This window comes from Pseudomonas fluorescens (assembly GCF_000802965.1).
GTDB classification, from domain to species: Bacteria; Pseudomonadota; Gammaproteobacteria; order Pseudomonadales; family Pseudomonadaceae; genus Aquipseudomonas; species Aquipseudomonas fluorescens_A.
In genome coordinates, this window is sequence record NZ_JSAK01000018.1 from 138,987 (window position 1) to 164,345 (window position 25,359).

Sequence of the window (25,359 nt, forward strand, 5' to 3'; positions counted from 1 at the left end):
CTCTGTGGCGAAGGAGCTTGCTCCCGCTGGGTGGAGAAGCCAGCCCCAAATCAGGCACCGCGGTTTATCAAATAAATGCGGTGCCTGATTTGCGACTGCTGCGCAGTCGAGCGGGAGCAAGCTCCTTCGCCACAAAAGCGATCTCTCTATGCTTTGCTGAATATTCGTACATATCCCCAATCCGTCTACGCTCTTGAAACATCTAAGAGAACGAGGGACGCACTATGGGGGTTCTACGTAAATTGGCCTTTCTGGGCGGCATGCTGTTGCTGTGCCTTGTCCAGGCTCAAGCCGCTGATACCAACAAGGCTGACAGTCAGGCCGCCATCGCCTTGCTGGAAAAAGCCCTGGCTTACTATCACGAGAATGGCGACAAAGCCTTTGCAGCGTTCAGCCGCCAGGGCGAATTTGTCGACAAGGACCGTTATGTTTTTGTACTCGACACCAAAGGCGTGATGCTCGCCAGTGGTGGGCCGTCCGCGGCGCTGATTGGCCGTGATGTGTCCGAAGTACTCGGGCCGGATTTGCAGAAAACTTTCAAGGACGCCCTGAAAGTGCCGGAGGGCAATGGCATTCAGCAGGCGGAGTACCGCTGGCAGAACTGGTCCGACGGCAAGGTCGAGCGCAAGCACGTGTATTACCAGCGTGTCGGTCAGCGGATTCTGGCGGTCGGTTACTACCTGCCACGGGCGTCGGCGGAACAGGCCATGGCTTTGCTGAACAAAGCGGCGACGGACCTGGCCAAGGATGAAAAGGGCACGCTGTCGGCGATCAATTCCCTCAAGGGCGGCTACTTGCAGGATGACCTGTATGTGTTTGTCGTCGACCTCAACACCCAGCGTTACGTCGCCCACGGCACCAATCTGCGGTTGATCAACACCGACTTCAGCAAGATCGTCGACCCGGAAGGCAAACCGGTGGGTGAGCCGATGCTGGCATTGATCGCTAAACAGGATTATGGCGAGTATGAATATCGCTGGAAAAACCCGGTGACCGGTAAGGTCGAGAACAAACATGCCTACTTGAAGAAAGTCGGGCATTTTCTGGTGGCTGTGGGGTATTACAGCCCATGAGTGTACGGTTTCAATGAGGACGCCATCGCGGGCAAGCCCGCTCCCACAGGTTTGAGGTTGACCACAGATTTTGTGAACGACATCAGTATTTGTGGGAACGGGCTTGCCCGCGATGGCAGACGACTCGATCTCTCTACCGAACCTTGTCTTCGCGCCCGCGCAACAACATGTTCGGCATGGCAATCGCGGCCGCCAATCCCAACAGCGACACCGCCGCACTCACCATCAACAAATGCTGGAACGTCACCAGCAATTCAGCACGCAAGGCGTTCTGCGCATCCCCCGGCGCGGCGTTGAGACCGTCCAGCAGCACATTCCCCGAATGCCCCTCGGCAATCAGCGCCGAACCGGCCAGATGAGCGAAGCTGGAATCCTGCAACAACGCCAGCAGCAGCGCCGACATCAACGCCACGCCCACCGCACCGCCCAACGAGCGAAACAGGTTGGTGGTGCTGGTGGCGACGCCAATGTCGCGTTGTTCCACGGAGTTCTGCGTGCCTACCAGTGACGTCGGGAACTGCATGCCTGCGGCGATGCCGCTCAGCAACATGAACAAACTGCTCAGCAAAAAAGCCTGGGGCGGACTGAACGCCATGCCGAGAATCGAGAGCGGCATGAGCAGGGCGCCGGTCAGGATCATTGGTTTGTAGCGACCCGTTACAGAGGTGCGACGGCCAGCGAAATACGCACCAATCGGCAATCCCATGGCCAGTGGCAAAAGGTGCAGGGCGGCGCTGTCAGCACCGGCGCCGGTCACGCTCTGGAAGCGCAGCGGCATCAGCACGATCAACGAGATGGCCTGGAAACTGGTGAAGAAAATCGTGCACCAGCACAGGATCGCATTGCGATTGGCGAACAAATGCATCGGCAGCAACGGCTCCCGCGCCCGCCGCTCGTGAAAGAGGAACAACCCCAGCACTACCACCGCACAGCCGAGCAAACCCAACACTTCAGCGCTGCGCCACGAATGACCCTGGCCCACCTGGGTGATCCCCAGCAGCAAGGCTGTCAAGCCGATAATCATCAGCACAGTGCCAAGGTAATCAATGACCGGTTTGCGTTGCGGAATCGGCAGGCCGACCAAGGTGCGATTAGCCACCAGCCAGGCGCCGAGGCCCAGCGGCAGGTTGATCAGGAACACCCAGCGCCAGGACAAGTATTCGGTCATGTAACCGCCGAGCACCGGGCCGGCCACGCTGGCCACTGCGTACATGCTGCTGAAGTAACCTTGATAACGACCGCGCTCCCGTGGCGGCACGATGTCGCCGATGATTGCCTGGCTCACCGAGATCATCCCGCCCGCACCGATGCCCTGGAGAATCCGCGCCAGCACCAGTTGCTCCATGCTCTGGGCCATGCCGCAGAACACTGAGGCCAGGGTGAACAGACCCATGCCGAACAGCATCAACTTGCGCCGACCGTACAGGTCACCCAACTTGCCGTAGATCGGCACCGCGACCGTCATCGCCACCATGTAGCCGGAAATCACCCAGGCCAGCAGGCTGACGTCCTTGAATTGTGCGGAAATGGCCGGCATCGATACGGCGACAATAGTCTGGTCCAGCGCGCCGAGAAAAATCGCCAGCATCAGGGCGATCAGCACGCTGCGGATGGCCGGTTTGGGCGGTTCAGGCTGGTTGAGATTGGTCACGGGAAAACCTGCGGGCAGTGATTGACCCGCAAGCGGCATGGGCGAGCGGGGATGCTCGCCAGTGTAAGTCGGTAGGAAGCTATTCGATAGCCTCATAAGGAAGGCCGACGTAATTTTCCGCAATGGTTTTTCTGCCGGCCTCGGAGTCGACAAAGTAATCCAGTTCCGACTCGGCGATACGCTGGCTGAAGGCATCGTGATCGTCGAAACGGTGCAGCATCGAGGTCATCCACCAGGAAAACCGCTCGGCTTTCCACACCCGACGCAGGCAGATTTCGGAGTATTTCTCCAGCAAATCGACGCGATTTTCGCGGTAAACCTTGAGCAGGATATTGAACAGCGTACTGACGTCGCTGGCCGCCAGGTTCAGCCCCTTGGCGCCAGTGGGCGGGACAATGTGCGCGGCGTCGCCGACCAGGAACATCCGTCCGTACTGCATCGGCTCGACCACGAAACTGCGCAGCGGCGCGATGCTTTTTTCGATGGAAGGCCCGGTTACCAGTTTGTCCGCCAACGCTTGCGGCAGACGGGATTTTAGTTCGTCCCAGAAACGCTGATCGGACCAGTTCTCGACCTTTTCGTCTGCCGGTACTTGCACGTAATAGCGGGTGCGTGTTTCTGAACGCATGCTGCACAGGGCGAAACCGCGCTCATGGCGGGCGTAGACCAGCTCTTCGTGGACGGGCGGGGTGTCGGCGAGAATCCCCAGCCAGCCGAACGGATAGACCCGTTCGAAGATTTTCAGGCTCTCGGCGGGAATCGATTGTCGGGCGACGCCATGGAATCCGTCGCAACCGGCGATGTAATCGCAATCGAGGCGATACAGCTCGCCGTCCTTTTCAAAGGTGACAAACGGTTCATCGGTTTTCATTCCGTGGGGCACGACATCACTGGCCTGGTAAATCGTCTGTGCACCGGCGACCTGACGAGCGGCCATCAGGTCGCGGGTCACTTCAGTCTGGCCGTAGATCATCACGGTTTTGCCGCCGGTGAGGGCTTGCAGATCGATGTGTACCTGGCGTCCGTCGAGGGCCAGTTCGAAGCCGCCGTGGACCAACCCTTCGGCGTCCATGCGCTGACCGACGCCGGCCTGGCGCAACAGCTCTACCATGCCTTGTTCGAGTACACCGGCACGGATGCGTCCGAGCACATAGTCCGGAGTCTGGCGTTCGAGAATGAGGGTGTCGATACCGGCGTTGTGCAGCAGCTGGCCGAGCAGCAGACCGGAGGGACCGGCACCAATAATGGCAACTTGGGTTTTCAGCGTTTTCATTGTTTTTATGACTCGCAAGCTTCACGCGACCAGGGCCGGTGAATGATTTTTATGGATCGAGTGCTTGCATTTTTCACTTGCGGGTCTGTCAATTGAAGGTGAAAACTGAGCCGATACCTGTACATTTTGCCAATCGGTGCGATTATCGCCCGTCATCTACTCCGAGACCTGGATTGAAGTGATGAACAAGCCTGACCTGCCTTCGATTCCGGTGTTCAAGCTCTACGGTGAAAGCCTGGATTGGCCGACCCCGGACTTGCTGCACTGTGAAACCATTTCCAAACGCAGTCGCGAACATCAGTGGGAAATCAAACCGCATCGCCACGCCGATTTATGTCAGTTGCTCTTCGTATTCAAAGGACAGGCAGAGCTTGAAATCGAAGGCAAACGCACGCAACTGACTGAACCCGCCATTCTGGTTTTACCGCCATTATCGGTGCATGGTTATCGATTTTCAGAGGATGTCGAAGGGTTTGTCGTGACCCTGGCCGCGCCGCTGGTCGCCCATCTTCAGGCGCAATTGGGCAACTCGGTGAACGCCTTGGCCCAGGCCGAAAGCTATCCAGCGGACAAGGACAGCGAGTACCTCAATAGTCTGTTTTCCGCCCTGCAAACCGAGTACACCGGCCACCAACCCGCGCGGGAAATGCTCATGCATTCGTTGGTCAGCGTGATCATGGTGTGGGTCAGTCGCCAGGTGATTCAACGTCGCGCCGCCAGTCAGCGACCGCAGCGAGCGCGGGAATACCTCAACGGCTTCATTCAACTGGTGGAAGAGACGTATCGCCAGCACGTCAAGGTCGAGGACCTGGCCCATCGACTGGGGATTTCCGTGTCCCACCTCAACGGCACCTGCCGCGAGCTGGCGGGGCAACCGGCGTTGCAGATCATGCACGAGCGTCAGTTGCTGGAGGCCAAGCGCCTGCTGACCTATACCAGCATGACCATTTACGAAATGTCGGATGTGTTGGGTTTCTCGGATCCGACCAACTTCACGCGCCTGTTCCGGCGCCGGGTGGGCATCTCGCCCAAAGCCTTTCGCGATCGCCTGAAGGCCGATCAGGACAGCCAGGCCTGACCCCTTCGTCAGCGGAGGGCGTTGAGGGTCGCGTTGTGCGGAATGCAACGCTCGAAGTTGCAGCTGGCGTACTCACGGGGCAGGTTTCGCAACTGCTCCACACGCCACGCCGCCGCGCCATACAACCCGAGCGTCACCGCGCAGGTGATGAAAATGGCGAGGTACCTTCTTGTTTTGATGTTCATGGCGTTGACCTCTGAACGAATACCTTGCGGTACTACCTTGAGCATAGGTCAGCGCGGGTGAGTTGCCAGCGATAACGCGGTATTCAAAACACTGATGAACCCTTGTAGGAGCTGGCTTGCTAGCGATGGCGTTGTCACATTCAACATTGATTCTGACTGACAATCCGCGATCGCTGGCAAGCCAGCTCCTACACGGGGCGGTGTTACAGGCCGATATCCCACTCCGGTTCTTGCGGAAATCTCACCACCAAAAAATCCAGCAGACTGCGCAGCGCCGCCGGCATGTGCTTGCGCGAGGCGTACACCGCGTACACGTGCATCTGTCGCGGTTCGGCTTGCGGCAGCAGGCGGATCAACTCGCCGCTGTGGATGTGCACGCCCGCCTGATACGTCGGCAGCATCGCCACGCCGGCACCGGCCAACGCCGCTCGCAACAGCGTGCTGGCTTCATTGGCGCTGATGTTGCCCTGCACCGGCACCGAAACCTGTACGCCGTCCTGTTGGAAATGCCACAGGCTTTTGCCGAAGTAGGAGTGGGTCAGGCAATTGTGCTGGCTCAAGTCCTCGACCTGTTGCGGCGTCGGGTGCTCGCGCAGGTAGTCGGGGGAGGCGCAGATCACCGAACGGCAGACCGTCAGTCGACGGGCGATCAAATTGGGGTCCAGGTCATTGCTGGTGCGAATCGCCAGGTCGATGCGTTCATCCACCAGGTTCACCGTGCGGTCGAGCATCTGCAGGTCGATGCTGACGCCGGGGTAGCGCTTGACGTACGCCGCCACGGCATCGGCCAGTTGCGCCTGGCCGAACGAGGTGCTGACGCTGATCCGCAGCTGGCCGCGGGGTGCGTCATCCGGTTCGCTGACAGCCGCTTGCATATCGGTGGATAAATCGAGCATTTGCCGACAGCGCGGCAGGGTTTCGCTGCCCGCGGCGGTGAGGCTCAACTTGCGAGTGGTGCGGTGCATCAGTCGCGCGCCGACCCAGTCTTCCAGTTCCGCCAGATACCGTGAAACCACTGGTCGCGACAGTTCCAGATGATCGGCGGCGGCCGACTGACTGCCGAGGTCCACCACTGTGACGAACACGCGCATTGCTTGTAGACGATCCATGATCTGCCCGATTTCAGAAACAAACTATGTTCAAGCATCGCATTTTTTGTACTGATCGAGGCAACTAAGCTCTGCTCCATCTTCTGTAGGAGCCGGCTTGCCGGCGATGGTGTCGCAGGCACCGAGTTTTCCCGGTAGGCATGGGTTTTCGTTAAAGGCCATCGCCAGCAAGCCGGCTCCTACGAAAAACATATTTCAACCAAGGAGCAATAGATGATCGGTTTCACCACTCTCAAGCGCGTTTTGCTGGCGACCACCGCCCTCGGTTTCGCCGCCCACGCCACCGCGTCGACATTGACCCTGGATGTCTACAATCCCGGCGACAAAGCGATATTTCCGGTGACGTCGGTGCTGGTCAGCGGCGAAAAAGAGGCGATTCTGGTAGATGCCCAATTCGGCAAATCCCAGGCCGTACAGGTGGTGGAAAAAATCCGCGCCAGCGGCAAGCAACTGACCACCATCTACATCAGCCATGGCGACCCGGATTACTACTTCGGCCTCGACACCCTGACCGCTGCGTTCCCCAAGGCCAAAGTGCTGGCCTCGCAGCCGACCGTCGATCACATCAAGCAAACCGTCGACGGCAAACTGGCGTTTTGGGGCCCGAAAATGGGTGCGGATATTCCGGCCAAAACCATCGTGCCGGACGTGCTCAAGGGCGACAGCCTGATGCTCGAAGGGCAGAAATTGCAGGTGATCGGTCTCGAGGGTAAACAACCGGATCGCAGCTTCGTGTGGATACCATCGATCAAGGCCGTGGTCGGTGGCGTGGTGGTGGCAGAAAACATTCACGTGTGGATGGCCGACACCCAGACCCCGCAATCCCATGCCGATTGGTTGGCGACGCTGCACTCGATCGAAACCCTGAAACCGAACACCATCGTGCCGGGGCATTACCTTGGCGAGAGCGCCTGGACCTTGGCGCCGGTGAAATTCACCGCTGGTTACATCAAGGCCTTCGATGAAGAAACCGCCCAGGCCAAGGATTCCGCTGCACTGATCGCCGCAATGAAAAAACGCTTCCCGACGCTGGGTGAAGAAAGCTCTTTGGAACTGAGCGCCAAAGTCGCCAAGGGCGAGATGAAGTGGGGCGAATGAGTCTTCCTGACCACCGAATTACCTGTGGCGAGGGAGCTTGCTCCCGCTCGGCTGCGAAGCAGTCGCAAAACCTGCAAGTGCGGCTTGCCTGACACCGTGCAGGGGAGCGCTTCGCACTCCAGCGGGAGCAAGCTCCCTCGCCACAAAAGCAACTTTGCCGTTACAGATTCAACCCATCCAACTGGAGAACGTCATGAGCAAAATCGCAATCATCGGTGCTACCGGTCGTGCCGGTAGCCAACTGCTGGAAGAAGCCCTGCGTCGCGGACACAGCGTCACTGCCATCGCTCGTGATACGTCGAAGATCGGCCAGCGTAACGGTGTGGTCAGCCAGAACGTCGATGCCCTCGATGCCGTTGCGTTGCAAGCAGCAATCGAGGGTCATGATGTGGTGATCAGCGCCGCGCATTTCTCGACGCTGCCCGCCAGCGCTGTCATCGGGCCGGTGAAGAAGGCCGGGGTCAATCGCTTGCTGGTGGTGGGCGGTGCCGGGTCGCTGTTGTTGCCGGATGGCACGCGGGTGATCGACAGCAAAGGCTTTCCGGAGGAGTACAAGGCAGAAGCGGGTGCCGGTGCTGAGTTTCTTGAACACCTGCGTCAGGAGCAGGACTTGGACTGGACTTTTCTGTCGCCATCGGCGGAGTTTGTCGAAGGCGAGCGCACTGAGAAATTTCGCGTCGGCAAAGATGATTTACTGGTGAGTAGCGAAGGGCGTAGCTGGATTACGTTTGCCGATTACGCCCTCGCGATGCTCGATGAAGTCGAGTCACCACAGCATTCTCGCCAACGATTCACAGTCGGATATTGATGTCGTAACGCAAATCATCGCTGGCAAGCCAGCTCCCACAGGATCGTCGTCACGATGAAAATCTTTGTAGGAGCCGGCTTGCTGGCGATGCTTTTCAAGGTTTCAGCGACTCTGCGCCTGCTCCACCAACCACTTCATCAACTCACGCAACTTCGCCGAAGGCCCGGGTTTTTCCGGGAACACCAGGTAATACGCCAACCCGGTTTTCACCTTCAATTCAAACGGCATGACCAGCCGCCCGGCACTCAGATCGTCGCCAATCAACGACCAATCCCCAATCGCCACACCCGTCCCCTGGGACGCCATCGACATCGCCAGATCCAGCGTTTCGAAATGCTGACCCTTGCTCACATTGCTCAAGCGAACATCCGCCGTGGCCAGCCAGGCTTTCCAGTCCCGCTCGTCCCGGGTCGGGTGCAGCAGCATGTGCTGCTCCAGATCTTGCGGCGATTGCAGCGGCACCGAACTTTCGAGCATCGGCCTGGAACACACCGGCGTCAGCAGCTCATCGAACAGCTTTTGTGAGACCAATGACCCGTCCGGCGGCGCACCGTACATCACCGCCGCATCGAACTGTTCGCGATGAAAATCCACGCCGTGCTTGACCGTGGTGGTCAGCTCCACCGGCACGTCCGGGCGTTCTTTTTGCCACTGCAACAACCGTGGCAACAGCCAACGCATGACGCACGTCGGGGCCTTGAGTTGCAGGGTTTCGCGTTTCTCGCCGATCTGCTCCACGGCCTCGTCGATCAGGCCGAAAATCTGCTGCACCCGCGGCAGCCAATCGCGTCCCTCGGCGGTGAGATCCAGGCCACGGGCCTGGCGAATGAACAGTTCATAACCCAAATGATCTTCCAGCCCGGCGATCTGCCGGCTCACGGCGCCCTGAGTGATGTGCAGTTGCTCGGCGGCCCGGGTGAAGTTGCAGCACTGCGCGGTAATCAGAAAAGTGTGCAGCGCCGGCAGGGGAGGCAGTCGTTTCATTGAGATCCAAGGTATGACGTGAGGACATGGCTAGTATGACTTTTTATCCATTGTTGAGGCTATGTGTCGCCCGTTCCAATGAGGCCATCCCTGGACCTGCCAGCTCATCATAAACACAGCGCAGGCCCGGCGTCTCAAACGAACAAGAAGGGCAAAGACATGGCGACGTGCGGCGAAGTATTGGTCAAGTTACTCGAAGATTACGAGGTCGAGCAGGTGTTCGGCATTCCCGGGGTTCACACCGTGGAGCTGTATCGCGGGCTGGCCCGTTCGAGCATCAACCACGTCACGCCGCGTCACGAACAAGGCGCCGGTTTCATGGCCGACGGCTACGCTCGCACCAGTGGCAAACCGGGCGTGTGCTTCATCATCACCGGCCCAGGCATGACCAACATCACCACGGCGATGGGCCAGGCCTACGCCGACTCGATCCCGATGCTGGTGATCTCCAGCGTGCAGACTCGCAACCAATTGGGCGGCGGACGCGGCAAGCTGCATGAGCTGCCGAACCAGAGTGCACTGGTCGGCGGCGTGGCGGCGTTTTCGCACACCCTGATGTCGGCCTCGGAATTGCCGGGTGTGCTGGCCCGTGCGTTCGCGCTGTTCCAGGCCGGTCGTCCCCGCCCGGTACACATCGAAATTCCGCTGGACGTGCTGGTTGAAGAAGCCGATGACCTGCTCAGCAGCGTCCCGGTCAACATCGACCGCGCCGGTGCTTCGCCGACTGCCGTGTCGCGCATGACTGAGTTGCTGGCCGGCGCCAAGCGTCCGCTGATTCTCGCCGGTGGCGGTGCGATCGATGCCGCCGCCGAGCTGACCGAACTGGCCGAGTTGCTGGATGCTCCGGTGGCGCTGACCATCAACGCCAAAGGCATGCTCGAATCCGCTCACCCGCTGCTGATCGGTTCGACCCAAAGCCTGGTCGCCACCCGCGCACTGGTCGCCGAAGCCGATGTGGTGTTGGCCATCGGTACTGAACTGGCCGAGACCGATTACGACGTCACCTTCGCCGGTGGTTTCGAGATTCCGGGCAAGCTGCTGCGCGTTGACATCGACCCGGATCAAACCGTGCGCAACTACCCGCCGCACGTGGCGCTGGTGTCCGATTCGCGAAACGCTGCGCAAGCCTTGCTCAGTGCCCTTTCGCACAAATCCCTGGCCGAACGCCGCAACGATTGGGGCCAGGTGCGTGCCGCCCGTTTGCGTGAAGAACTGGCCGCGAACTGGGACGTGCCAACCCTGGCCCAGACCCGCTTCCTGGAAACCGTGCTGCACGAATTGCCGAACGCGGTGTTCGTCGGTGATTCGACCCAACCGGTGTACACCGGCAACCTGACTTTCAACCCGGAGCGCCCGCGTCGCTGGTTCAACTCGTCCACCGGTTACGGCACCCTCGGCTACGCCTTGCCAGCCGCGATTGGTGCCTGGCTCGGTGGCAGCGTCGAGAGCGGTGCGCGTCCTCCGGTGGTGTGCCTGATCGGCGATGGCGGTCTGCAATTCACCCTGCCGGAACTGGCCAGCGCGGTTGAAGCGCGCACGCCGGTGATCGTGCTGCTGTGGAATAACCAGGGCTACGAAGAGATCAAGAAATACATGGTCAACCGCGCCATAGAGCCGGTCGGCGTGGACATCTACACCCCGGACTTCATCGGTGTGGCCAAAGCCTTGGGCTGCGCCGCCGAAGCGGTCAGCGATGTCGATCAACTGCGCGGTGCATTGCGTGTCGCCTCGGATCGCCAAGGCCCGACCCTGATTGAAATCGATCAGACCCTGTGGACTCAGGCGGTGTCGAAATGAGCTTTCCAACGACACTCGATGGCCTCTACATCAACGGCCAATGGTCGGCGGGCAACGAACACCTGCGCGTGATCAACCCGGCCACCGAAGCGCTGCTGACCACCGTAGTGGGCGGTGATGAGCGAGCGGTTGATCAAGCCGTCAGTGCGGCGACCAAGGCCTTCACTGACTGGTCGAAAACCAGCGGTGCCGAGCGCGGCGCAATTCTGCGCAAGATCGCTGCGGGCGTGCAGGCCGGTCGCGAACAACTGATGCATTTGCAGTCGAGCAACAACGGCAAGCCACTGTTCGAAGCGGCCATCGACGTCGACGACGTGATCGCCACGTTCGAGTATTACGCCGGTCTGGCTGAAGGCCTGGACGCGAAACAGGACAGCCATGTCGAGTTGCCGTCCGATGATTTCAGCGCGCGCCTGCGCCGCGAACCGTGCGGTGTGGTCGGCCTGATCGTGCCGTGGAATTTCCCGATGGTCACCACCGCTTGGAAACTCGCCCCGGCCCTGGCTGCCGGTTGCTGCGTGGTGCTCAAGCCTTCTGAAGTGACGCCTCTACCGGAGCTGGAACTGGCGGCGATCATTGCCGAGGCCGGTTTGCCCAACGGCGTGTTCAACCTGGTCTGCGGCACCGGCCTGGCAGTCGGCGCGCCGCTCTCGGCGGACCCGCGCATCGCCAAGATTTCCTTCACCGGCAGCAACGCGGTGGGTGTGCAGGTCATGCAACGCGCGGCGGAAACCGTCAAAGGCGTGAGCCTGGAACTGGGCGGCAAATCCTCGTTGCTGGTTCTGGCGGATGCCGATATTGAGCTGGCGGTGGAAGTGGCTTGCGGCGGCGGTTTCTTCAACGCCGGGCAGATGTGTTCCGCCACCAGCCGCGTGCTGGTTGCCGATGAACTGGCCGATGACTTCCTCAGTCGCGTGAAGGCTCGCGCCGAAGCGATTCGCGTGGCCGACCCGTTTGACCCGAACGTGGAAATGGGTGCGCTGGTCAATCAGGCGCAATACCAGCGCGTGCTCGGCCACATCGACCGTGGTTTGAGTGCCGGCGCCAAACTGGTGTGCGGCGGTAATCGTCCGGCGAATCTGCCCCGCGGATATTTTTTGCAGCCGACCGTTTTCACCGACGTGCCCCTCGACAGTGCGCTGTGGTGCGAAGAGATTTTCGGCCCGGTGATTTGCGTACGCCGTTTTGCCTCTGAAGCGGAGGCGATCGCCCTGGCTAACGACAGCCAGTTCGGTCTGGTGGCCAGTGTGGTGACGCGCAATGCCGAAGCGGCGGATCGCGTCGCCAACGCTTTGCAGGCGGGGCTTGTGTGGATCAACGCGCCGCAGGTGATCTTCCCGCAAACCGCCTGGGGTGGTTACAAACAGAGCAGCATCGGCCGCGAATTGGGGCCGTGGGGCTTGCAGGCTTTCCAGGAAATCAAACACGTGATTCGGGCTGTCTGACGGCACGAAAAAGGTGAGCGCATGCCTCGCGATGAGGCATGCGTTAGCGTCATGGCTTCGATGAGTTTTTATCGATAGTCAGGTGTTTTGCACGACCTCAGGATGAACTCACTGGTTCAGCCAAGCCCCCGAAAATACGAGAGCTAACGCTGATCCAACCGCGCGGATGCAACAGTTTCGACCTGCCTTATACCTACAAAAACAAAGGGAGTCCGTAATGGGCGAGCATGATCTGAACAGACGTCAATTCATCAAGACCGTAGGCGTAGCCTCGGTTGCCGCGGCGGCCATGAGCCTGCCGTTCGTCAAGGCCAATGCCAGCGACACGCGCTTTCAGGGCAAGACCCTGCGACTGCTGACCTGGTCCGATGACACCGGCCTGGCTGCACTGCGCAACATCGCCGCGACGTTCGAAGACAAGTACGGTTGCAAGGTCATCGCTGACCGCACCGGCAGCACTTCGGAAATGGTCGCCAAACTCAAGGCCGGCGGTGATCGTCCGCAATACGACATCATCACCCTGGCAGGCGTCGGCGCCGAAGGTCTGGCCGCCGCCAACCTGCTGGAGAAACCCGACCTCAACCGCATTCCCAACATCGTCGATGTGCCTGAGAAATACCGTACCGGCGCCAACGGTCATGGCATCGGTTACCTGCTCTGGTGCAACAGCCTGGTCTACAGCACCCGCACCATCAAGGAAGCGCCGAACAGCTACGCCGCCCTGTGGGACGCCGACCTGTCGCCGAACATCTTCCTGCCGCCGCCGAACTGGACCGAGGCCATGGACCTGATCATCATCGCCGCCAAGCTGGCCGGTGGTGACGAGCACAACATCGAACCGGGCTTCAAGAAACTCGCCGAGCTGAAAGATCGCGTCGTCACTCTGGGCGAAAACCCGAACCAGATCGCCGAGCTGTTCCGCACCGGCTCCCTGGACATGGGCGGTTTGTACGCGCCGGCCTTCTTCCCGAAACAGATCCGCGATCCGGCCTACGGTCTGGGCGCCACCTTCGGCATGAAGGAAGGTTTCTACACCGACCTGATGCTGTCGGTGATGCCGAAGAATCGTCCGGGCGACACCGACCTGGCCTACGCCTTCATCAACCACTCTCTGGACCCGCTGGTGCAGGGCAAGATGGCTGAAGACATCTACAACGGCCCCGTCAACGCCAAGGCGATCATCTCCGCCGAAGCGCGCAAGAGCCCGTACATTCTCACGCCGGAACAGATTGCCGAGAAGGCGATCATGCACGACAACGCCTTCCTGGCCACCGTGCATGACCAATGGATTCGTCGCTACACGGAAATCTTTTCTTCCTGACCCACACCCCCTGTAGGAGCTGCCGAAGGCTGCGATCTTTTGATCTTGTTTTTAAAGATCAAGATCAAAAGATCGCAGCCTTCGGCAGCTCCTACAGGGGGAGGGTTTACAGCTTTAGATCTTCCATTGACGAGACCCTTTGCTATGGAACACCAACCTTTGACCCATTCGGTCAGCGCCGCTGAGTCGCGCCCGATTCGGGGTGTTTCGCCGACCGCACGTGCCTGGTTTTTCCTCACGCCGTCGATGCTGTTTCTCGGCGTGTTGATCGCCGCCAGTTTGCTGGTCCTGCGCATGAGTGTCGGCACCAAAGGCGCGGAATGGACCGGGTTCAGCCTGGCCAGCTACGCGCAATTACTGGAACCCTATTACCTCAAATCCCTGCTGCTGACCCTGCGCCTGGCGCTGATCAGCGCGGTGATCGCGGTGATCCTGGCGATCCCGGTGGCCTACACCATGTCGCGCCTGACTTCGCCGTTTGTGCGGCGGATTTTCCTCGCGGCGGTGCTGTTGCCGTTGCTGGTCAACCTGCTGCTGCAAAGCTACGGCTGGCTGGTGATTCTCGGCCCGGGCGGGATGCTCAATCAGGCGCTGATGGGCTTGGGTCTGATCAAGCGTCCGATCATGCTGCTGTACAACCAGAACGGCGTGTTGATGGGGCTGGTGCAAACCGCGTTCCCGCTAGCCGTGCTGCCCATTGCCAGCGCCATGCGCGGCGTTGCCCGCACCTACGAAGAAGCCGCCGCCACCCTCGGCGCCAGTCGCTTGCAGGTGTTCCGCCAAGTGGTGTTGCCGATGAGTCTGCCGGGGATCATCACTGGCGCGACGTTGGTGTTCGCCTACAACGCCAGCAGCTTCGTGGTGCCGTTGCTGCTTGGCGGCCGTCGCGTGCCGATGCTGGCGGTAATGGTGCATGACCAGATCGCCCCGCTGATGAACTGGCCGGCTGCGTCCGCCGCCGGTGTGGTGTTGATCGTCACCACGCTCGCGATCATGACCTTGTCCGAATACATAACCGGCCGTCGTCGGCGCATGCTGGAGGCTTCGCAATGAGTACCCTGACCAAGAAGCGCCACTCGCTGTTGCCGGGTGACACCGGCAAGTTCGCCGGCATCCTTTCGGGCTTCATCCTGTTGCTGGCGGTGCTGCCGATCCTGACCATGATCGTGATGTCCTTCAGCGGCGCGTCGAATCTGGACTTCCCGCCGAGCAGCTACAGCCTGCAATGGTACAAAGCCGCCTGGCACACCTTCGTTTCGCCGGATTCCAGCGACGTGCTGAGCCTGGGCAAAGCCATGACCACCAGCCTGATGGTGGCGTGCCTGACCATGGTTTTTGCCACGTTGATCGCGGTGCCGGCGGCTTACGCGCTGACCCGGTGCGAGTTCCGTGGCAAAGCCGTAGCGCTGCAATTGATGTCGCTGCCATTGGTGTTTCCGATGGTGGTATTGGGTCTGGCGTTGCTGCTGGTGTTCGACAGCCTGCCTTTCCAGATGACCACCTCGCGACTGGTAATTGCCCACGTGATCCTGGCGTTGCCGTTCGTGGTGAAGAACTGCACGGCGGCCATGCTCTCCATCGGCAGCGAAGTCGAAGAGGCCGCGCAAATGCTCGGCGCTTCACCGCTACGGGCGATCGTCGATGTGGTGGTGCCGTTGATGAAGTCGGGGATTCTGGCGGGGATGCTGCTGGCGTTCATCGTCTCGTTCAACGAATTCACCGTGACCTACTTTCTCTACACCATCGACGTCATGACCGTGCCGATCTGGATGTACAGCCGCACCGTGTCTTCGCTCGACCCAACCGTATTTTCGTTTGCCGTGCTGATCGTGCTGATCGACTTCGTCCTGATTTGGGCGCTGGAGAAGCTGGTCGGTGAAGGTGGCGTTTCGTTCTGATTTCTTGAGGTGATTCTTATGTCTGGTCTGATTCTGGAAAACGTCGAGAAACATTACGGCTCGGCCTGCGCGGTAAAAGATGTGAACCTGCATTTGCCCGAGGGCAAACTGGTGTGTTTCCTCGGCCCGTCGGGCTGCGGCAAAACCACGTTGTTGCGGATGATCGCGGGCCTGGAAACCCTGAGCGGCGGCGAGATTCGCCTGGACGGCGAGGACATCGGCCACACCCCGGCGCATCTGCGTAATTTCGGCATGGTGTTTCAGTCGCTGGCGCTGTTCCCGCACATGACGGTGGGGGAGAACATTGCTTATCCGCTGAAATTGCGTGGCGTGAGCAAGGCTGATCAGCAGGCGCGGGTGGTGGAATTGCTGGAGCTGATTCAACTGCAACCGATGATTGATCGCCCGGTGGCCAAGCTCTCGGGCGGCCAGCGTCAGCGCGTGGCGATTGCCCGGGCGATTGCTTCGCACCCGAAAATACTTTTGCTCGACGAACCACTGTCGGCGCTGGACGCCAAGCTGCGTGAGTCGATGCAGGTGGAAATCCGTCAGCTGCAACAGCGCTTGAACATCACCACCATCATGGTGACCCACGATCAGCGTGAAGCCATGACCATGGCTGATATCGTCGTCGTATTGGGTGAGCACAAGGTGCAGCAGGTGGGCACGCCGATTGAAATCTATCGGCACCCGGCCAATGAATTCGTCGCGGACTTCATCGGCTCGGGCAACATCTTCCCGGCCACGGCGCTGGGCAACGGCAAGGTCAGCCTGCCGGGCGGCGATGCGCTGCAAGTGCCGATTTGCAGCAGCATTGTGGTCGGGGAAAAAGTGAAGATGCTGATTCGCCCCGAGGACCTGCAACTGTCGGCACCACAGGCGTCGGCGGGGAATCGGTTGTTGGGCAAGGTGACGTTCGTGCGGGATATCGGCGCGACGATTGAGACCACGGTGGAGTGTTCCGGGGTGTCGTTTACGGCGTTGAGCACGCCGTGTCAGGGCATTGGCTTGAGCATTGGGCATCCGGTGTCGGTGACGTTGCCAGTGGAGGCTTGTCGGGTTCTGGGGGCCTGATCCGGATTTGATGTTGGCTTTGCTGGCCCCATCGCTGGCAAGCCAGCTCCCACAGTGATCTGTGGCGCTCACAGACCTGTGGGAGCTGGCTTGCCAGCGATGAGGCCATCAGCCACACACCAAATGCTGGTGTACACCGACCCAATGTGGGAGCTGGCTTGCCAGCGATGAGGCCATCAGCCACACACCAAATGCTGGTGTACACCGACCCAATGTGGGAGCTGGCTTGCCAGCGATGAGGCCATCAGCCACACACCAAGTGCTGGTGTACACCGACTCAATGTGGGAGCTGGCTTGCCAGCGATGAGGCCATCAGCCACACACCAAGTGCTCGATTACACCGACAACCGCAACCGCGCCAAATCCCTTAACGGCGGCGCCCCGAACAACCGGCTGTACTCCCGGCTGAATTGCGAAGGACTTTCATACCCGACCCGATACCCCGCCGCCGAAGCCTCCAACCCTTCCGCCAGCATCAGGCGCCGCGCCTCTTGCAGGCGCAATTGCTTCTGATACTGCAATGGACTCATCGCCGTCATCGCCTTGAAACGGTGATGCAAGGTCGACACGCTCAGGTTCACTTCCTTCGCCAGGTCATCGATGCGCAGTGGCTGCTCGAAGTTACCGTTGAGCCATTTGATCGCCTGGCTGATGCGATGGCTCTGACTGTTGGCGATGGCGATTTCGTACAGCCGATGACCCTGTTTGCTGCGCAGCAGGCGATAGAGAATTTCCCGACGAATCAGCGGCGCGAGCATGGCGATGTCTTTCGGTGTATCGAGCAATCGCGCCAGGCGCAGCACCGCATCGAGCATGGCGCTGTCGAGGCGTTCGACATACAGCCCGCGCCCTGTTGGTCGGGTAGGCACGCCGAGAGGACCGGCATCGGCGATCAAAGCGGTGATTTCCGCCGGGTCGATATCCAGCCGCACGGCCAGGATCGGTTCTTCGGGCGAGACATCCACCACCCGCCCACTGAGCGGCATCGAGACTGACACCACCAGGTAATTAAGCGGGTCGTAATTGAAGAACTCGTCGGCCAGCCGAACTTCCTTGCGGCCCTGGGCCATGATGCACAACGCCGGTTGCGCGAGCACCGGGGCGAACTCGTGGTTCTGGCTGTGGCGTGACATGAATAGCGAACCGACTGCGGTGGCATAACTGCCATCCTCGGCGGTGTTGCGACGAATGATCGCCGCCAATTCCGCGCGCTGCTTTTCCATGTCGGCATCCAGCGGAGCTTGAAAGTGATCGAATGACGACATGCGAGGCATCCTCGGAAAAACAGGAGTGATGGGGCAGAGCATATGTTTGTGCAAGTCGAAGCGGTAGACACATCCTGCCTCATGCTTGCCTGATTCTGCACAGGGTGGCTTCTATCCCTGCACATGCTCAGTGCCCCGGCCAGCAACGAACCCCGTAGGAGCTGCCGCAGGCTGCGATCTTTTGATTTTGTTTCAAGATCAAAAGATCGCAGCCTGCGGCAGCTCCTACAGGGCACACATTTCACACATTGTTACAGGTGGCGAAAGCACTCTCGCAGAATCGTGCAACACAGCGGCAGGAATCGACTAACGGCCCAAGCGCAGTGGCCCTTAACCTTTGATCCTGTCGCAGCCCGTCCCAGGCTGCCACGCGACTCCCCGGGAGGGTTGAACATGTCCAAGCAGATCCCCGTCAGTCATATGGCCTTCGTCCGAGCGCGCGCCGGGCGCTCGCAAGAACTCGGTGTGCGCCTGAGTGCGCTGATCGAGCCGTCCCGCGCCGCGCCGGGTTGCCTGAACTTTGCCTTGCAGCATTCGCAATGCGATCCAGAGCTGTGGCTGGTGTCCGGTTTCTGGGTCAACCAGCAGGCCATGACCGCGTACTTCAGTACCCCGTCCATGGAAATTTTTGCCGAGCTGGTCCAGGAATTGGTGGTCAACAGCCTCGATTTCCATACCTTCAAGGATGTCTCGGCAGCGCAGGCGCTCAGCCAGTCCGGGGCGGCGGTACACAAACTGGCCGGTTGAGGGTTTAATGGCGGCATTCTCAACTAGCCAGGATGCGCGACATGGCACGCAAAGCCTTTGAAACCTTCGAAGCGGTATCGGCCGTAGTCCCCCGTGAAGGCGGGTATTACGCGGCAATCGCCACCAAAGCCATCGGCGGCTCGGGTGCGCCTCGCTTCAACAAACTGCTGGAAGAACAGATCTTCAAGACCGCCAAAGAAGCGGACGAAGCCGCCGCCCTGCAGCTGACTCACCTAAAGGGTGTCAGCGAAGACGGCGACCTGATCTGGTAATTACTTCACCGCCCCTGGGCGGTACATCTTGAACAATGCTTCAGGCCCCAGCTGAAAATAATCCGCCGGCCCACCGCCGCGCAGAATCGGTTCTGCCGCGGCGGTGTCGTACACCCCATCTTTCAACAGCCACTTGGCGATATGCACGGCGACCACTTCGCCGAGGATCAGCCAACTCGGCACCACATTCCCGTCCGCCCGCTGCAACTGAATGATCTGCGTGACCTTGCACTCGAAGGACACCGGGCTTTCGGCGACTCGCGGCACCTGAATGATTTTCGAGGCAACCGGGGTCAGCCCGGATAACTCGAATTCGTTCACCTGCGGCGCGACCATGGCGCAGCTCTGATTCATCTGCTCGGCCAGTGGGCGAGTGGCGAGGTTCCAGGCGAATTCGCCGGTCTGCTCGATGTTATTCAGGCTGTCTTTGCGCCCGATGCTGGAAAAACCAATGATCGGCGGAATGTAGTTGAAGGCGTTGAAGAAACTGTAAGGCGCCAGGTTCAAATGGCCGTTGGCATCCTGTGAAGAGATCCAGCCGATGGGACGCGGACCGACGATCGCGTTGAACGGATCGTGGGGCAGGCCGTGGCCGTTGGCGGGTTCGTAATAGTGGATGTCGTCGGGCATGGCGGGAATTCCTGGCACTCGCGGGAGGTGGACATAGTGCTAGGGGCAGCATCTTATTTCCAGTCCGGCACACGAAGAATGTGGGAGCGGGCTTGCCCGCGATGAGGGCATTAAATTCAACATCAATGTCGACTGTTACATCGCCATCGCGGGCAAGCCCGCTCCCACAGGGTCTGTGCAATGTTTGGGGAATTGTGGTGCTCCAGAAATGATTAAGCCCGGCCGAAGCCGGGCTGTGGTCCCGCATTTGTGGATCAGCTGACGGAAGCGCCGCCGGTGCGATCGTAGCCATCTTCGGCGACGGTGGCGCCGCCAGTGCGGTCGTAACCATCTTCAGCGAAAGTGGCGGAACCGGTGCGGTCGTAGCCATCTTCAGCGACGGTGGCGGAACCGGTGCGGTCGAAGCCATCAGCCGCGACGGTAGCGGAACCGGTACGGTCATAGCCGTCTGCTGCAACAGCGGAGCCAGTGCGGTCGAAACCGTCGGCGGCGAAAGAGTTGGCAGCCAGTACGGACAGGGCCAGGGCGAGGAACAGTTTGGTTTTCATCTTCATTTCTCCAGGTTCTTTGGCGTTGTGTGTCTTGGGCATGGGTTTCATGCTACGCCAATTAAACTGATTAAAAAGCGCAAATAAATGCTAGTAACAATCGATTAACTTGATATTAAGGCCGTCAGACGTTTTCACTTTCAAGGTCTGAGTGAGCGCATCACAGTTAATCGATAAGGCAGGTTCAGGATGGGAGGCGAGCATTAACTCGTGATTAATCGGCCTTGCGCGGGAGTGAAGGATTTTTCATTCGGCGCCGAGCCAAACGAAAAAAAGGGGCAGATCCCGACGATCTGCCCCTTTTGTTGTATCGCCTCTGGACTTAGTCCGTGAGGATCCGCGAATGCTTGCGGGTGTCTTTCATGGTGATGTACACCAGCAACGACACGGCAATGCATGCGGTGACGTACCAGTAGTAACCGGTTTCCATGCCGATGCTCTTGAACCACAGCGCGATGTATTCAGCGGTGCCGCCGAAGATCGATACGGTCAGTGCGTACGGCAGGCCGACGCCCAGGGCGCGGATTTCGGTCGGGAACAGTTCGGCTTTTACCACGGCGTTGATCGAGGTGTAGCCGCTGACGATGATCAGTGCCGCCATGATCAGGAAGAACGCGCCCCACCAGGTGGTGATGGTGTGCAGGGTGGTGAGGATCGGCACGGTGAACAGCGTCCCCAGAACACCGAAGGCAATCAGGATCGGCCGGCGACCGATTTTATCCGAGAGCCCGCCGATGATCGGTTGCAGGCACATGAACAGGAACAGCGTGGCGGCAGAAATGGTGGTGGAGTCGGAGATGCTCATGCCGACGGTGTTCACCAGGTATTTCTGCATGTAGGTGGTGTAGGTGTAGAACGCCAGCGTACCGCCCATGGTCAGGCCGACCACGGTCATCAGTTCCTTAGGATGACGCATCAAGGTGCGCATCGCGCTTTCCTTGGCCTTTTCCTTCTTGGTGAACGACTCGGTTTCTTCCATGCCGCGACGCAGGTACAACGCAACTACGGCACACAGCGCGCCGATGGCGAACGGGATGCGCCAGCCCCAGGCGTACAGCTCTTCGGTGGTCAGCAGGTTCTGCAGGACGATCAGCACACCCAACGCTATGAGCTGACCGGAGATCAGCGTCACGTACTGGAAGCTGGAGAAGAAGCCACGGCGTTCCTTGGTGGCCATCTCGCTGAGGTAAGTGGCGGAAGTGCCGTACTCGCCACCGACCGACAGGCCTTGCAGCAAGCGGGCGAACACCAGCAGGATCGGTGCGCCGATGCCGATGGTTTCGTAGCTTGGGCTCAGGGCGATCAGCAGCGAGCCGAAGCACATCAGGTACACCGAGGCCATCAGAGCCTTTTTACGCCCGACTTTGTCGGCGTACAGGCCCATCAGCCAGCCCCCGATCGGACGCATCAGGAAGCCCACGGCGAAGATTGCGGCGGTGTTCAGCAGTTGTGCAGTGGTGTCGCCTTTGGGGAAAAAGGTCTTGGCGAAATACAGGGAGAAAGCGGCGTAGACGTACCAGTCATACCACTCGACCATGTTGCCAACGGAACCGCTGAAGATCGATTTGATACGGCTGGAGGTGGTGCGTACTTTTGTCGGCGAGGCAACCGACCCACGGGGCAGGGTATTGGAGTTATCCATTGAAGGATCCTTCGTCTAATTATTTTTTATGGAGCGCGAATAAACGCAGCCTGCGGGGGCTATAGCAGGAGGTGTGCCAACGGGTAGAGGGCCGGTTTAGAGGGGGCAAGCCGAAAGCATGAGCGGAAATCCGCTTATTGCGTGCAGTGTGTCAGGCGGATTTTCGCGCACGACCCGTAACCTGTAGGAGCTGGCTTGCCAGCGATCCAGGCAGCGCGGTGTCTCTGGTAGACCGCGTTATCGTTCATCGCTGGCAAGCCAGCTCCTACAGGTCAGAGAAACATTTCGCGCGAAAGTCCATGCCGCTGCATCTTTTCGTTGAACGTCCGGCGCGGCAGTTGCAACTCTTCCAGCACCGCTTTCACATCGCCCTTGTGCCGCGTCAACGCCGCGCGCAGGCATTGCGCTTCAAAGGCTTCCTGCTGCGCCGCCAGCGATTGGCCCGGCTCGACGCCCAGTGGTTCCGGCTCGCCAAGCCCCAGTACCTGACGTTCCGCGACGTTCGCCAATTCACGTACATTACCTGGCCAGTCGTGACTCAGCAGATGGCTCAGCTGCGGGCCGCTTAACGGCGGGAAGGCGCGGCCCAGACGCTCGGCGGCGCTGCGGGCAAATGACTCGAACAACAACGGAATGTCTTCGCGACGCTCGCGCAACGGTGGCAAACGCAACTCGGCGACGTTCAACCGATACGCCAGATCCTCGCGAAAACGCCCGGCTCGCGCTTCGTCGAGCAAGTCCGGTTTGGTCGCGGCGATGATCCGCAAGTCCACGCGAATGCTTTGGTTCGAACCCAGGCGCTCAAGCTTTTGCTCCTGCAATACCCGCAGCAGTTTCACCTGCTGCGCCAGCGGCATGCTTTCGATTTCATCGAGGAACAGCGTGCCGCCATCGGCGTATTCGAGCTTGCCGATACGCTTTCCTTGAGCACCGGTGAACGCGCCGCTTTCGTGGCCGAACAACTCGGCTTCAAACAGTTGCTCGGGGATCGCCGCGCAGTTCAGTGCGACGAAGGGTTTATCGGCCCGAGGGCCGAAGTCGTGCAGGCAACGGGCGACCAGTTCCTTGCCGCTGCCGGTTTCACCACGAATCAGCACATTGACCGGCAACGCGGCCAGATCCAGCACTTGCCGACGCAAAGTCTGCAAGCCACGGGATACGCCCAGCAGCGTCGCATCGAGTTTGGCGCGGTTGTCCGCCTGTTCGTGCAGGGCGCGGTTTTCCAGCACTAGCCGACGTTTGTCCAGCGCTCGGCGCAGGCTGCCGAGCAGGGTCTCAGGGCTGAACGGTTTTTCCAGAAAGTCGTAGGCGCCATCGCGCATGGCATCCACCGCCATGGGCACGTCGCCGTGGCCGGTCAGCAGGATCACCGGCAGGTCGGCGTCGCGGCGCTGTACCTCGGCCAGCAGTTCCAGACCGGTCATGCCGGGCATGCGCACATCGCTGAGAATCACTCCCGCATAATGATTCGGCAACTGCGCCAGGCACTCATCGGCACGACTGAACAACTGCACCTCGAAACCCGACAGGCTCAACCATTGTTCAACGGCGCTGCGAATGCTGCTTTCGTCGTCGACCACCATCACTGAATTCAGCATGAGCCGTGGGCCTCCAGATCGATGGGCAGGGTCAGGGAGAACACCGCGCCGCTGTCGTGATTATCGGCCGTCAGGCGACCGCCCGATTCGTGAACGATAGCGAAAGAAACGGCCAGTCCGATGCCCAGACCATCGCCCACGGGTTTGGTGGTGAAAAATGGATCGAACACTTTGGAAAGGTTTTCTTCAGCAATGCCGCCGCCGTTATCGATGACGCTCAGGCGCCACAATAATTCTTCGGCTTCGAGGCGAACTTCCAGGCGTTTGCAGGGTTTGTCCTGCATGGCATCGAGGGCGTTGCGCAGCAGGTTGATCAGCACCTGTTCCAGGCGAATTGCATCGCCACGCACCCAGGCCGGACGCGTCAGGTGCAGCACCGTGCTGACCTGTTCGTCGCGTAACCGCGTGTCGAGCAGGTGCAGCGACTGGTCAACCACCGCCGCCAGATCCAGGCGTTCGCGCAAGCCGCTGGGGCTTTTGCGGGCGAAGGTTTTCAGGTGGCCGGTGAGGGCGGCCATGCGCGTCAGCATGTCATCCACCGGTTTGAGCGCCTTGTAGGCGTCGTCGACGCGGCCGTGATCGAGCAGCAGGCGCAAGGTCGCCAATTGCATGCGTTGGGCGGTCAAGGGCTGATTGATCTCGTGGGCGAGGGCGGCGGACATTTGCCCAAGGGCGGCGAGTTTGGCCGATTGCACCAGACCTTCCTGGGCGGTGCGCAGATCCCGGGTGCGTTCTTCCACCAGTTGCTCAAGTTCCTCGCGACTGCGCTGGCGCAGTTTGGCCAACCGCCAGCGCTGGCTGAGAAAGAGCAGCAAAAACACCAGCGTCAGCCACAAACCCGCCGCCGCGAGCGCTGCGTTACGGCTGTCTTCGAAGGCGACGTGGGGACGGCGCAACAGATGCAATGTCCAGCCTTCGGCACTCAACGGCAGGGATTCCCAGAGGTAGTCGGCCTTGCCATCCGGGCCATCGACCCGCGCCAGTTCACTGTTTTCGTCGAAGCGTCGCAGGGATTGATAATCAAGCAGCGTCAGCGGTTGTTTGTCGTATTGGCGAGTGGCTTTGAGTTCGGCGTGATCGCTTTCAGTCAGCGGTTTCAATTGGCGATAGCGCCAGCCCGGCTGGTTGGCGATGAAGATGATCCCGCGAGCATCGCTGACCAGCAGCGTGTCGTTACCCTGGCTCCATTCGCGCTCCAGCTCTGGAAACTCCAGCTTCACCACCATGGCGCCGAGAAACTGCCCGTCATCATTGGTGACGGCGCTGGACAGGAAGTAACCCGGAATCCCGCTGGTCACCCCCACGGCATAAAAGCGCCCGGTACCCTGGGTACGGGTCTGGCTGAAGTAGGGGCGGAAACCATAGTTGTGACCGACATAACTGCTGGGCAAACGCCAGTTGCTCGCCGCCACGGCCAGGCCGGTACGATCAAGCAGTTCAAGGGTCGAGGATTCGGCGGCGCCGTTGATCTGCTCCAGTTTTCGGTTCAGCAGTTCCTGTTGCTCGGGACTCACCGGGCCTTTGAGCGCGTCGCGCAATTGCGGGTCCAGCGCCAGAACCGAGGGCAGGGCGCGATAGCGTTCGATCAGGGTATGCAGGGAGGTGGCGTACAAGGCCAATTGCTGATTGGCACGGGCGGCGTCCTCGACCATGGACTGGCGCACAGTGTGGCGCATGGCCAGGGTGGCTGCGATGGCGGCGCCGGCGATAATCAACACGGTATACAGCGCCAGGCGCAGAGGGCGAGATGACTCAAACATGCTGGGCATTACACATGTGTACGGAGGGGGCGCACCATAACATGGGCTCCCGTGCCATCCCATAAAAGCAATGTGTCCGCGTGTAGGAGCTGCCGCAGGCTGC

General features: G+C 60.0%; 23 protein-coding genes. 12 read left to right on the forward strand and 11 right to left on the reverse strand.

Annotation, left to right across the window (positions count from 1 at the left end; all coding sequences use genetic code 11):
- Nucleotides 1–224: 224 nt before the first annotated feature.
- Nucleotides 225–1,073: a cache domain-containing protein gene (locus NL64_RS16085; RefSeq protein ID WP_034149053.1), complete on the forward strand. Its 849-nt coding sequence runs from the start codon at nucleotides 225–227 to the stop codon at nucleotides 1,071–1,073.
- Between the two features lie 133 nt (nucleotides 1,074–1,206).
- On the opposite strand, the gene NL64_RS16090 is transcribed toward NL64_RS16085, so the two are convergent.
- Both NL64_RS16090 and pobA read right to left on the reverse strand, forming a co-directional pair.
- Nucleotides 1,207–2,724 carry an MDR family MFS transporter gene (locus NL64_RS16090; RefSeq protein WP_034149233.1) on the reverse strand — a complete coding sequence of 506 codons (1,518 nt, stop codon included), beginning with the start codon at nucleotides 2,722–2,724 and terminating at the stop codon, nucleotides 1,207–1,209.
- A 79-nt stretch (nucleotides 2,725–2,803) separates the two neighbouring features.
- Nucleotides 2,804–3,988, reverse strand: a complete 1,185-nt coding sequence (gene pobA, locus NL64_RS16095; RefSeq protein WP_172668680.1) for a 4-hydroxybenzoate 3-monooxygenase — start codon at nucleotides 3,986–3,988, stop codon at nucleotides 2,804–2,806.
- 190 nt (nucleotides 3,989–4,178) lie between these two features.
- Between pobA and NL64_RS16100 the strand changes: the two genes are divergently transcribed.
- Nucleotides 4,179–5,075 (forward strand): helix-turn-helix domain-containing protein, encoded by an 897-nt coding sequence (locus NL64_RS16100; RefSeq protein WP_034149055.1) that lies wholly within the window; start codon nucleotides 4,179–4,181, stop codon nucleotides 5,073–5,075.
- A gap of 8 nt (nucleotides 5,076–5,083) precedes the next feature.
- Here the strand turns inward: NL64_RS16100 and NL64_RS30370 are convergent, their stop codons facing one another.
- On the reverse strand, nucleotides 5,084–5,260 hold the full coding sequence (locus NL64_RS30370; RefSeq protein ID WP_162837843.1) for a hypothetical protein: 177 nt from the start codon (nucleotides 5,258–5,260) through the stop codon (nucleotides 5,084–5,086).
- Between the two features lie 203 nt (nucleotides 5,261–5,463).
- Nucleotides 5,464–6,369: a LysR family transcriptional regulator gene (locus tag NL64_RS16110; protein WP_216594574.1), complete on the reverse strand. Its 906-nt coding sequence runs from the start codon at nucleotides 6,367–6,369 to the stop codon at nucleotides 5,464–5,466.
- 213 nt (nucleotides 6,370–6,582) lie between these two features.
- On the opposite strand from NL64_RS16110, the gene NL64_RS16115 reads away from it, so the two are divergent.
- Nucleotides 6,583–7,467 (forward strand): MBL fold metallo-hydrolase, encoded by an 885-nt coding sequence (locus tag NL64_RS16115; protein ID WP_034149058.1) that lies wholly within the window; start codon nucleotides 6,583–6,585, stop codon nucleotides 7,465–7,467.
- 193 nt (nucleotides 7,468–7,660) lie between these two features.
- Nucleotides 7,661–8,275 (forward strand): NAD(P)-dependent oxidoreductase, encoded by a 615-nt coding sequence (locus NL64_RS16120; protein WP_034149059.1) that lies wholly within the window; start codon nucleotides 7,661–7,663, stop codon nucleotides 8,273–8,275.
- Between the two features lie 102 nt (nucleotides 8,276–8,377).
- Here NL64_RS16120 and NL64_RS16125 read toward each other — a convergent pair whose 3' ends face one another.
- Nucleotides 8,378–9,259 (reverse strand): LysR substrate-binding domain-containing protein, encoded by an 882-nt coding sequence (locus NL64_RS16125; protein ID WP_034149060.1) that lies wholly within the window; start codon nucleotides 9,257–9,259, stop codon nucleotides 8,378–8,380.
- Between the two features lie 159 nt (nucleotides 9,260–9,418).
- On the opposite strand from NL64_RS16125, the gene NL64_RS16130 reads away from it, so the two are divergent.
- The 6 genes from NL64_RS16130 to NL64_RS16155 all read left to right on the forward strand — a co-directional run bounded on the left by NL64_RS16130 (nucleotide 9,419) and on the right by NL64_RS16155 (nucleotide 16,794).
- Complete coding sequence (locus tag NL64_RS16130) at nucleotides 9,419–11,056, forward strand: 5-guanidino-2-oxopentanoate decarboxylase (RefSeq protein WP_034149061.1); 1,638 nt, start codon at nucleotides 9,419–9,421, stop codon at nucleotides 11,054–11,056.
- Nucleotides 11,053–12,501 carry an aldehyde dehydrogenase family protein gene (locus tag NL64_RS16135; protein ID WP_034149062.1) on the forward strand — a complete coding sequence of 483 codons (1,449 nt, stop codon included), beginning with the start codon at nucleotides 11,053–11,055 and terminating at the stop codon, nucleotides 12,499–12,501. The genes NL64_RS16130 and NL64_RS16135 overlap by 4 nt, the downstream gene beginning before the upstream one ends.
- Nucleotides 12,502–12,718: 217 nt before the next feature.
- Nucleotides 12,719–13,822, forward strand: a complete 1,104-nt coding sequence (locus NL64_RS16140) for an extracellular solute-binding protein (RefSeq protein WP_034149063.1) — start codon at nucleotides 12,719–12,721, stop codon at nucleotides 13,820–13,822.
- A gap of 144 nt (nucleotides 13,823–13,966) precedes the next feature.
- Nucleotides 13,967–14,875, forward strand: coding sequence for an ABC transporter permease (locus NL64_RS16145; protein ID WP_034149064.1), 909 nt, complete (start codon nucleotides 13,967–13,969; stop codon nucleotides 14,873–14,875).
- Entirely contained in the window at nucleotides 14,872–15,720 is an 849-nt protein-coding gene (locus NL64_RS16150) for an ABC transporter permease (RefSeq protein WP_034149065.1), read from the forward strand. Before NL64_RS16145 ends, NL64_RS16150 begins: the two co-directional genes overlap by 4 nt.
- 18 nt (nucleotides 15,721–15,738) lie before the next feature.
- On the forward strand, nucleotides 15,739–16,794 hold the full coding sequence (locus NL64_RS16155; protein WP_034149066.1) for an ABC transporter ATP-binding protein: 1,056 nt from the start codon (nucleotides 15,739–15,741) through the stop codon (nucleotides 16,792–16,794).
- 335 nt (nucleotides 16,795–17,129) lie between these two features.
- Here the strand turns inward: NL64_RS16155 and NL64_RS16160 are convergent, their stop codons facing one another.
- Nucleotides 17,130–18,059, reverse strand: a complete 930-nt coding sequence (locus NL64_RS16160; protein WP_034149067.1) for an AraC family transcriptional regulator — start codon at nucleotides 18,057–18,059, stop codon at nucleotides 17,130–17,132.
- Between the two features lie 393 nt (nucleotides 18,060–18,452).
- On the opposite strand from NL64_RS16160, the gene NL64_RS16165 reads away from it, so the two are divergent.
- Both NL64_RS16165 and NL64_RS16170 read left to right on the forward strand, forming a co-directional pair.
- On the forward strand, nucleotides 18,453–18,806 hold the full coding sequence (locus NL64_RS16165; protein WP_034149068.1) for a putative quinol monooxygenase: 354 nt from the start codon (nucleotides 18,453–18,455) through the stop codon (nucleotides 18,804–18,806).
- A 41-nt stretch (nucleotides 18,807–18,847) separates the two neighbouring features.
- The gene (locus NL64_RS16170; protein WP_034149069.1) at nucleotides 18,848–19,078 is read left to right on the forward strand and encodes a hypothetical protein; all 231 of its coding nucleotides are present in this window, start codon (nucleotides 18,848–18,850) and stop codon (nucleotides 19,076–19,078) included.
- On the opposite strand, the gene NL64_RS16175 is transcribed toward NL64_RS16170, so the two are convergent.
- From NL64_RS16175 to NL64_RS16195, 5 genes are all read right to left on the reverse strand, one after another.
- Nucleotides 19,079–19,708, reverse strand: a complete 630-nt coding sequence (locus tag NL64_RS16175) for a flavin reductase family protein (protein ID WP_034149070.1) — start codon at nucleotides 19,706–19,708, stop codon at nucleotides 19,079–19,081.
- Nucleotides 19,709–19,962: 254 nt separating this feature from the next.
- Nucleotides 19,963–20,256, reverse strand: a complete 294-nt coding sequence (locus tag NL64_RS16180) for a hypothetical protein (protein ID WP_034149071.1) — start codon at nucleotides 20,254–20,256, stop codon at nucleotides 19,963–19,965.
- Between the two features lie 322 nt (nucleotides 20,257–20,578).
- Complete coding sequence (locus NL64_RS16185; RefSeq protein WP_034149072.1) at nucleotides 20,579–21,898, reverse strand: MFS transporter; 1,320 nt, start codon at nucleotides 21,896–21,898, stop codon at nucleotides 20,579–20,581.
- 272 nt (nucleotides 21,899–22,170) lie between these two features.
- On the reverse strand, nucleotides 22,171–23,496 hold the full coding sequence (locus NL64_RS16190) for a sigma-54-dependent transcriptional regulator (protein WP_034149073.1): 1,326 nt from the start codon (nucleotides 23,494–23,496) through the stop codon (nucleotides 22,171–22,173).
- Nucleotides 23,490–25,256, reverse strand: coding sequence for an ATP-binding protein (locus NL64_RS16195; RefSeq protein ID WP_034149074.1), 1,767 nt, complete (start codon nucleotides 25,254–25,256; stop codon nucleotides 23,490–23,492). Before NL64_RS16195 ends, NL64_RS16190 begins: the two co-directional genes overlap by 7 nt.
- Between the last annotated feature and the right edge of the window lie 103 nt (nucleotides 25,257–25,359).

What these genes read in the sequence shown, in the direction of transcription:
- NL64_RS16155 (WP_034149066.1), top strand. Translation starts at nt 15,739, where the DNA reads ATGTCTGGTCTGATTCTGGAAAACGTCGAGAAACATTACGGCTCGGCC.
- NL64_RS16120 (WP_034149059.1), top strand. Translation starts at nt 7,661, where the DNA reads ATGAGCAAAATCGCAATCATCGGTGCTACCGGTCGTGCCGGTAGCCAA.
- NL64_RS16165 (WP_034149068.1), top strand. Translation starts at nt 18,453, where the DNA reads ATGTCCAAGCAGATCCCCGTCAGTCATATGGCCTTCGTCCGAGCGCGC.
- NL64_RS30370 (WP_162837843.1), bottom strand. Translation starts at nt 5,260, where the DNA reads ATGAACATCAAAACAAGAAGGTACCTCGCCATTTTCATCACCTGCGCG.
- NL64_RS16145 (WP_034149064.1), top strand. Translation starts at nt 13,967, where the DNA reads ATGGAACACCAACCTTTGACCCATTCGGTCAGCGCCGCTGAGTCGCGC.
- NL64_RS16100 (WP_034149055.1), top strand. Translation starts at nt 4,179, where the DNA reads ATGAACAAGCCTGACCTGCCTTCGATTCCGGTGTTCAAGCTCTACGGT.
- NL64_RS16140 (WP_034149063.1), top strand. Translation starts at nt 12,719, where the DNA reads ATGGGCGAGCATGATCTGAACAGACGTCAATTCATCAAGACCGTAGGC.
- NL64_RS16185 (WP_034149072.1), bottom strand. Translation starts at nt 21,898, where the DNA reads ATGGATAACTCCAATACCCTGCCCCGTGGGTCGGTTGCCTCGCCGACA.
- NL64_RS16190 (WP_034149073.1), bottom strand. Translation starts at nt 23,496, where the DNA reads ATGCTGAATTCAGTGATGGTGGTCGACGACGAAAGCAGCATTCGCAGC.
- NL64_RS16175 (WP_034149070.1), bottom strand. Translation starts at nt 19,708, where the DNA reads ATGCCCGACGACATCCACTATTACGAACCCGCCAACGGCCACGGCCTG.
- NL64_RS16130 (WP_034149061.1), top strand. Translation starts at nt 9,419, where the DNA reads ATGGCGACGTGCGGCGAAGTATTGGTCAAGTTACTCGAAGATTACGAG.
- NL64_RS16180 (WP_034149071.1), bottom strand. Translation starts at nt 20,256, where the DNA reads ATGAAAACCAAACTGTTCCTCGCCCTGGCCCTGTCCGTACTGGCTGCC.
- NL64_RS16125 (WP_034149060.1), bottom strand. Translation starts at nt 9,259, where the DNA reads ATGAAACGACTGCCTCCCCTGCCGGCGCTGCACACTTTTCTGATTACC.
- NL64_RS16195 (WP_034149074.1), bottom strand. Translation starts at nt 25,256, where the DNA reads ATGTTTGAGTCATCTCGCCCTCTGCGCCTGGCGCTGTATACCGTGTTG.
- NL64_RS16135 (WP_034149062.1), top strand. Translation starts at nt 11,053, where the DNA reads ATGAGCTTTCCAACGACACTCGATGGCCTCTACATCAACGGCCAATGG.
- NL64_RS16115 (WP_034149058.1), top strand. Translation starts at nt 6,583, where the DNA reads ATGATCGGTTTCACCACTCTCAAGCGCGTTTTGCTGGCGACCACCGCC.
- NL64_RS16150 (WP_034149065.1), top strand. Translation starts at nt 14,872, where the DNA reads ATGAGTACCCTGACCAAGAAGCGCCACTCGCTGTTGCCGGGTGACACC.
- NL64_RS16085 (WP_034149053.1), top strand. Translation starts at nt 225, where the DNA reads ATGGGGGTTCTACGTAAATTGGCCTTTCTGGGCGGCATGCTGTTGCTG.
- NL64_RS16170 (WP_034149069.1), top strand. Translation starts at nt 18,848, where the DNA reads ATGGCACGCAAAGCCTTTGAAACCTTCGAAGCGGTATCGGCCGTAGTC.
- NL64_RS16160 (WP_034149067.1), bottom strand. Translation starts at nt 18,059, where the DNA reads ATGTCGTCATTCGATCACTTTCAAGCTCCGCTGGATGCCGACATGGAA.
- NL64_RS16110 (WP_216594574.1), bottom strand. Translation starts at nt 6,369, where the DNA reads ATGGATCGTCTACAAGCAATGCGCGTGTTCGTCACAGTGGTGGACCTC.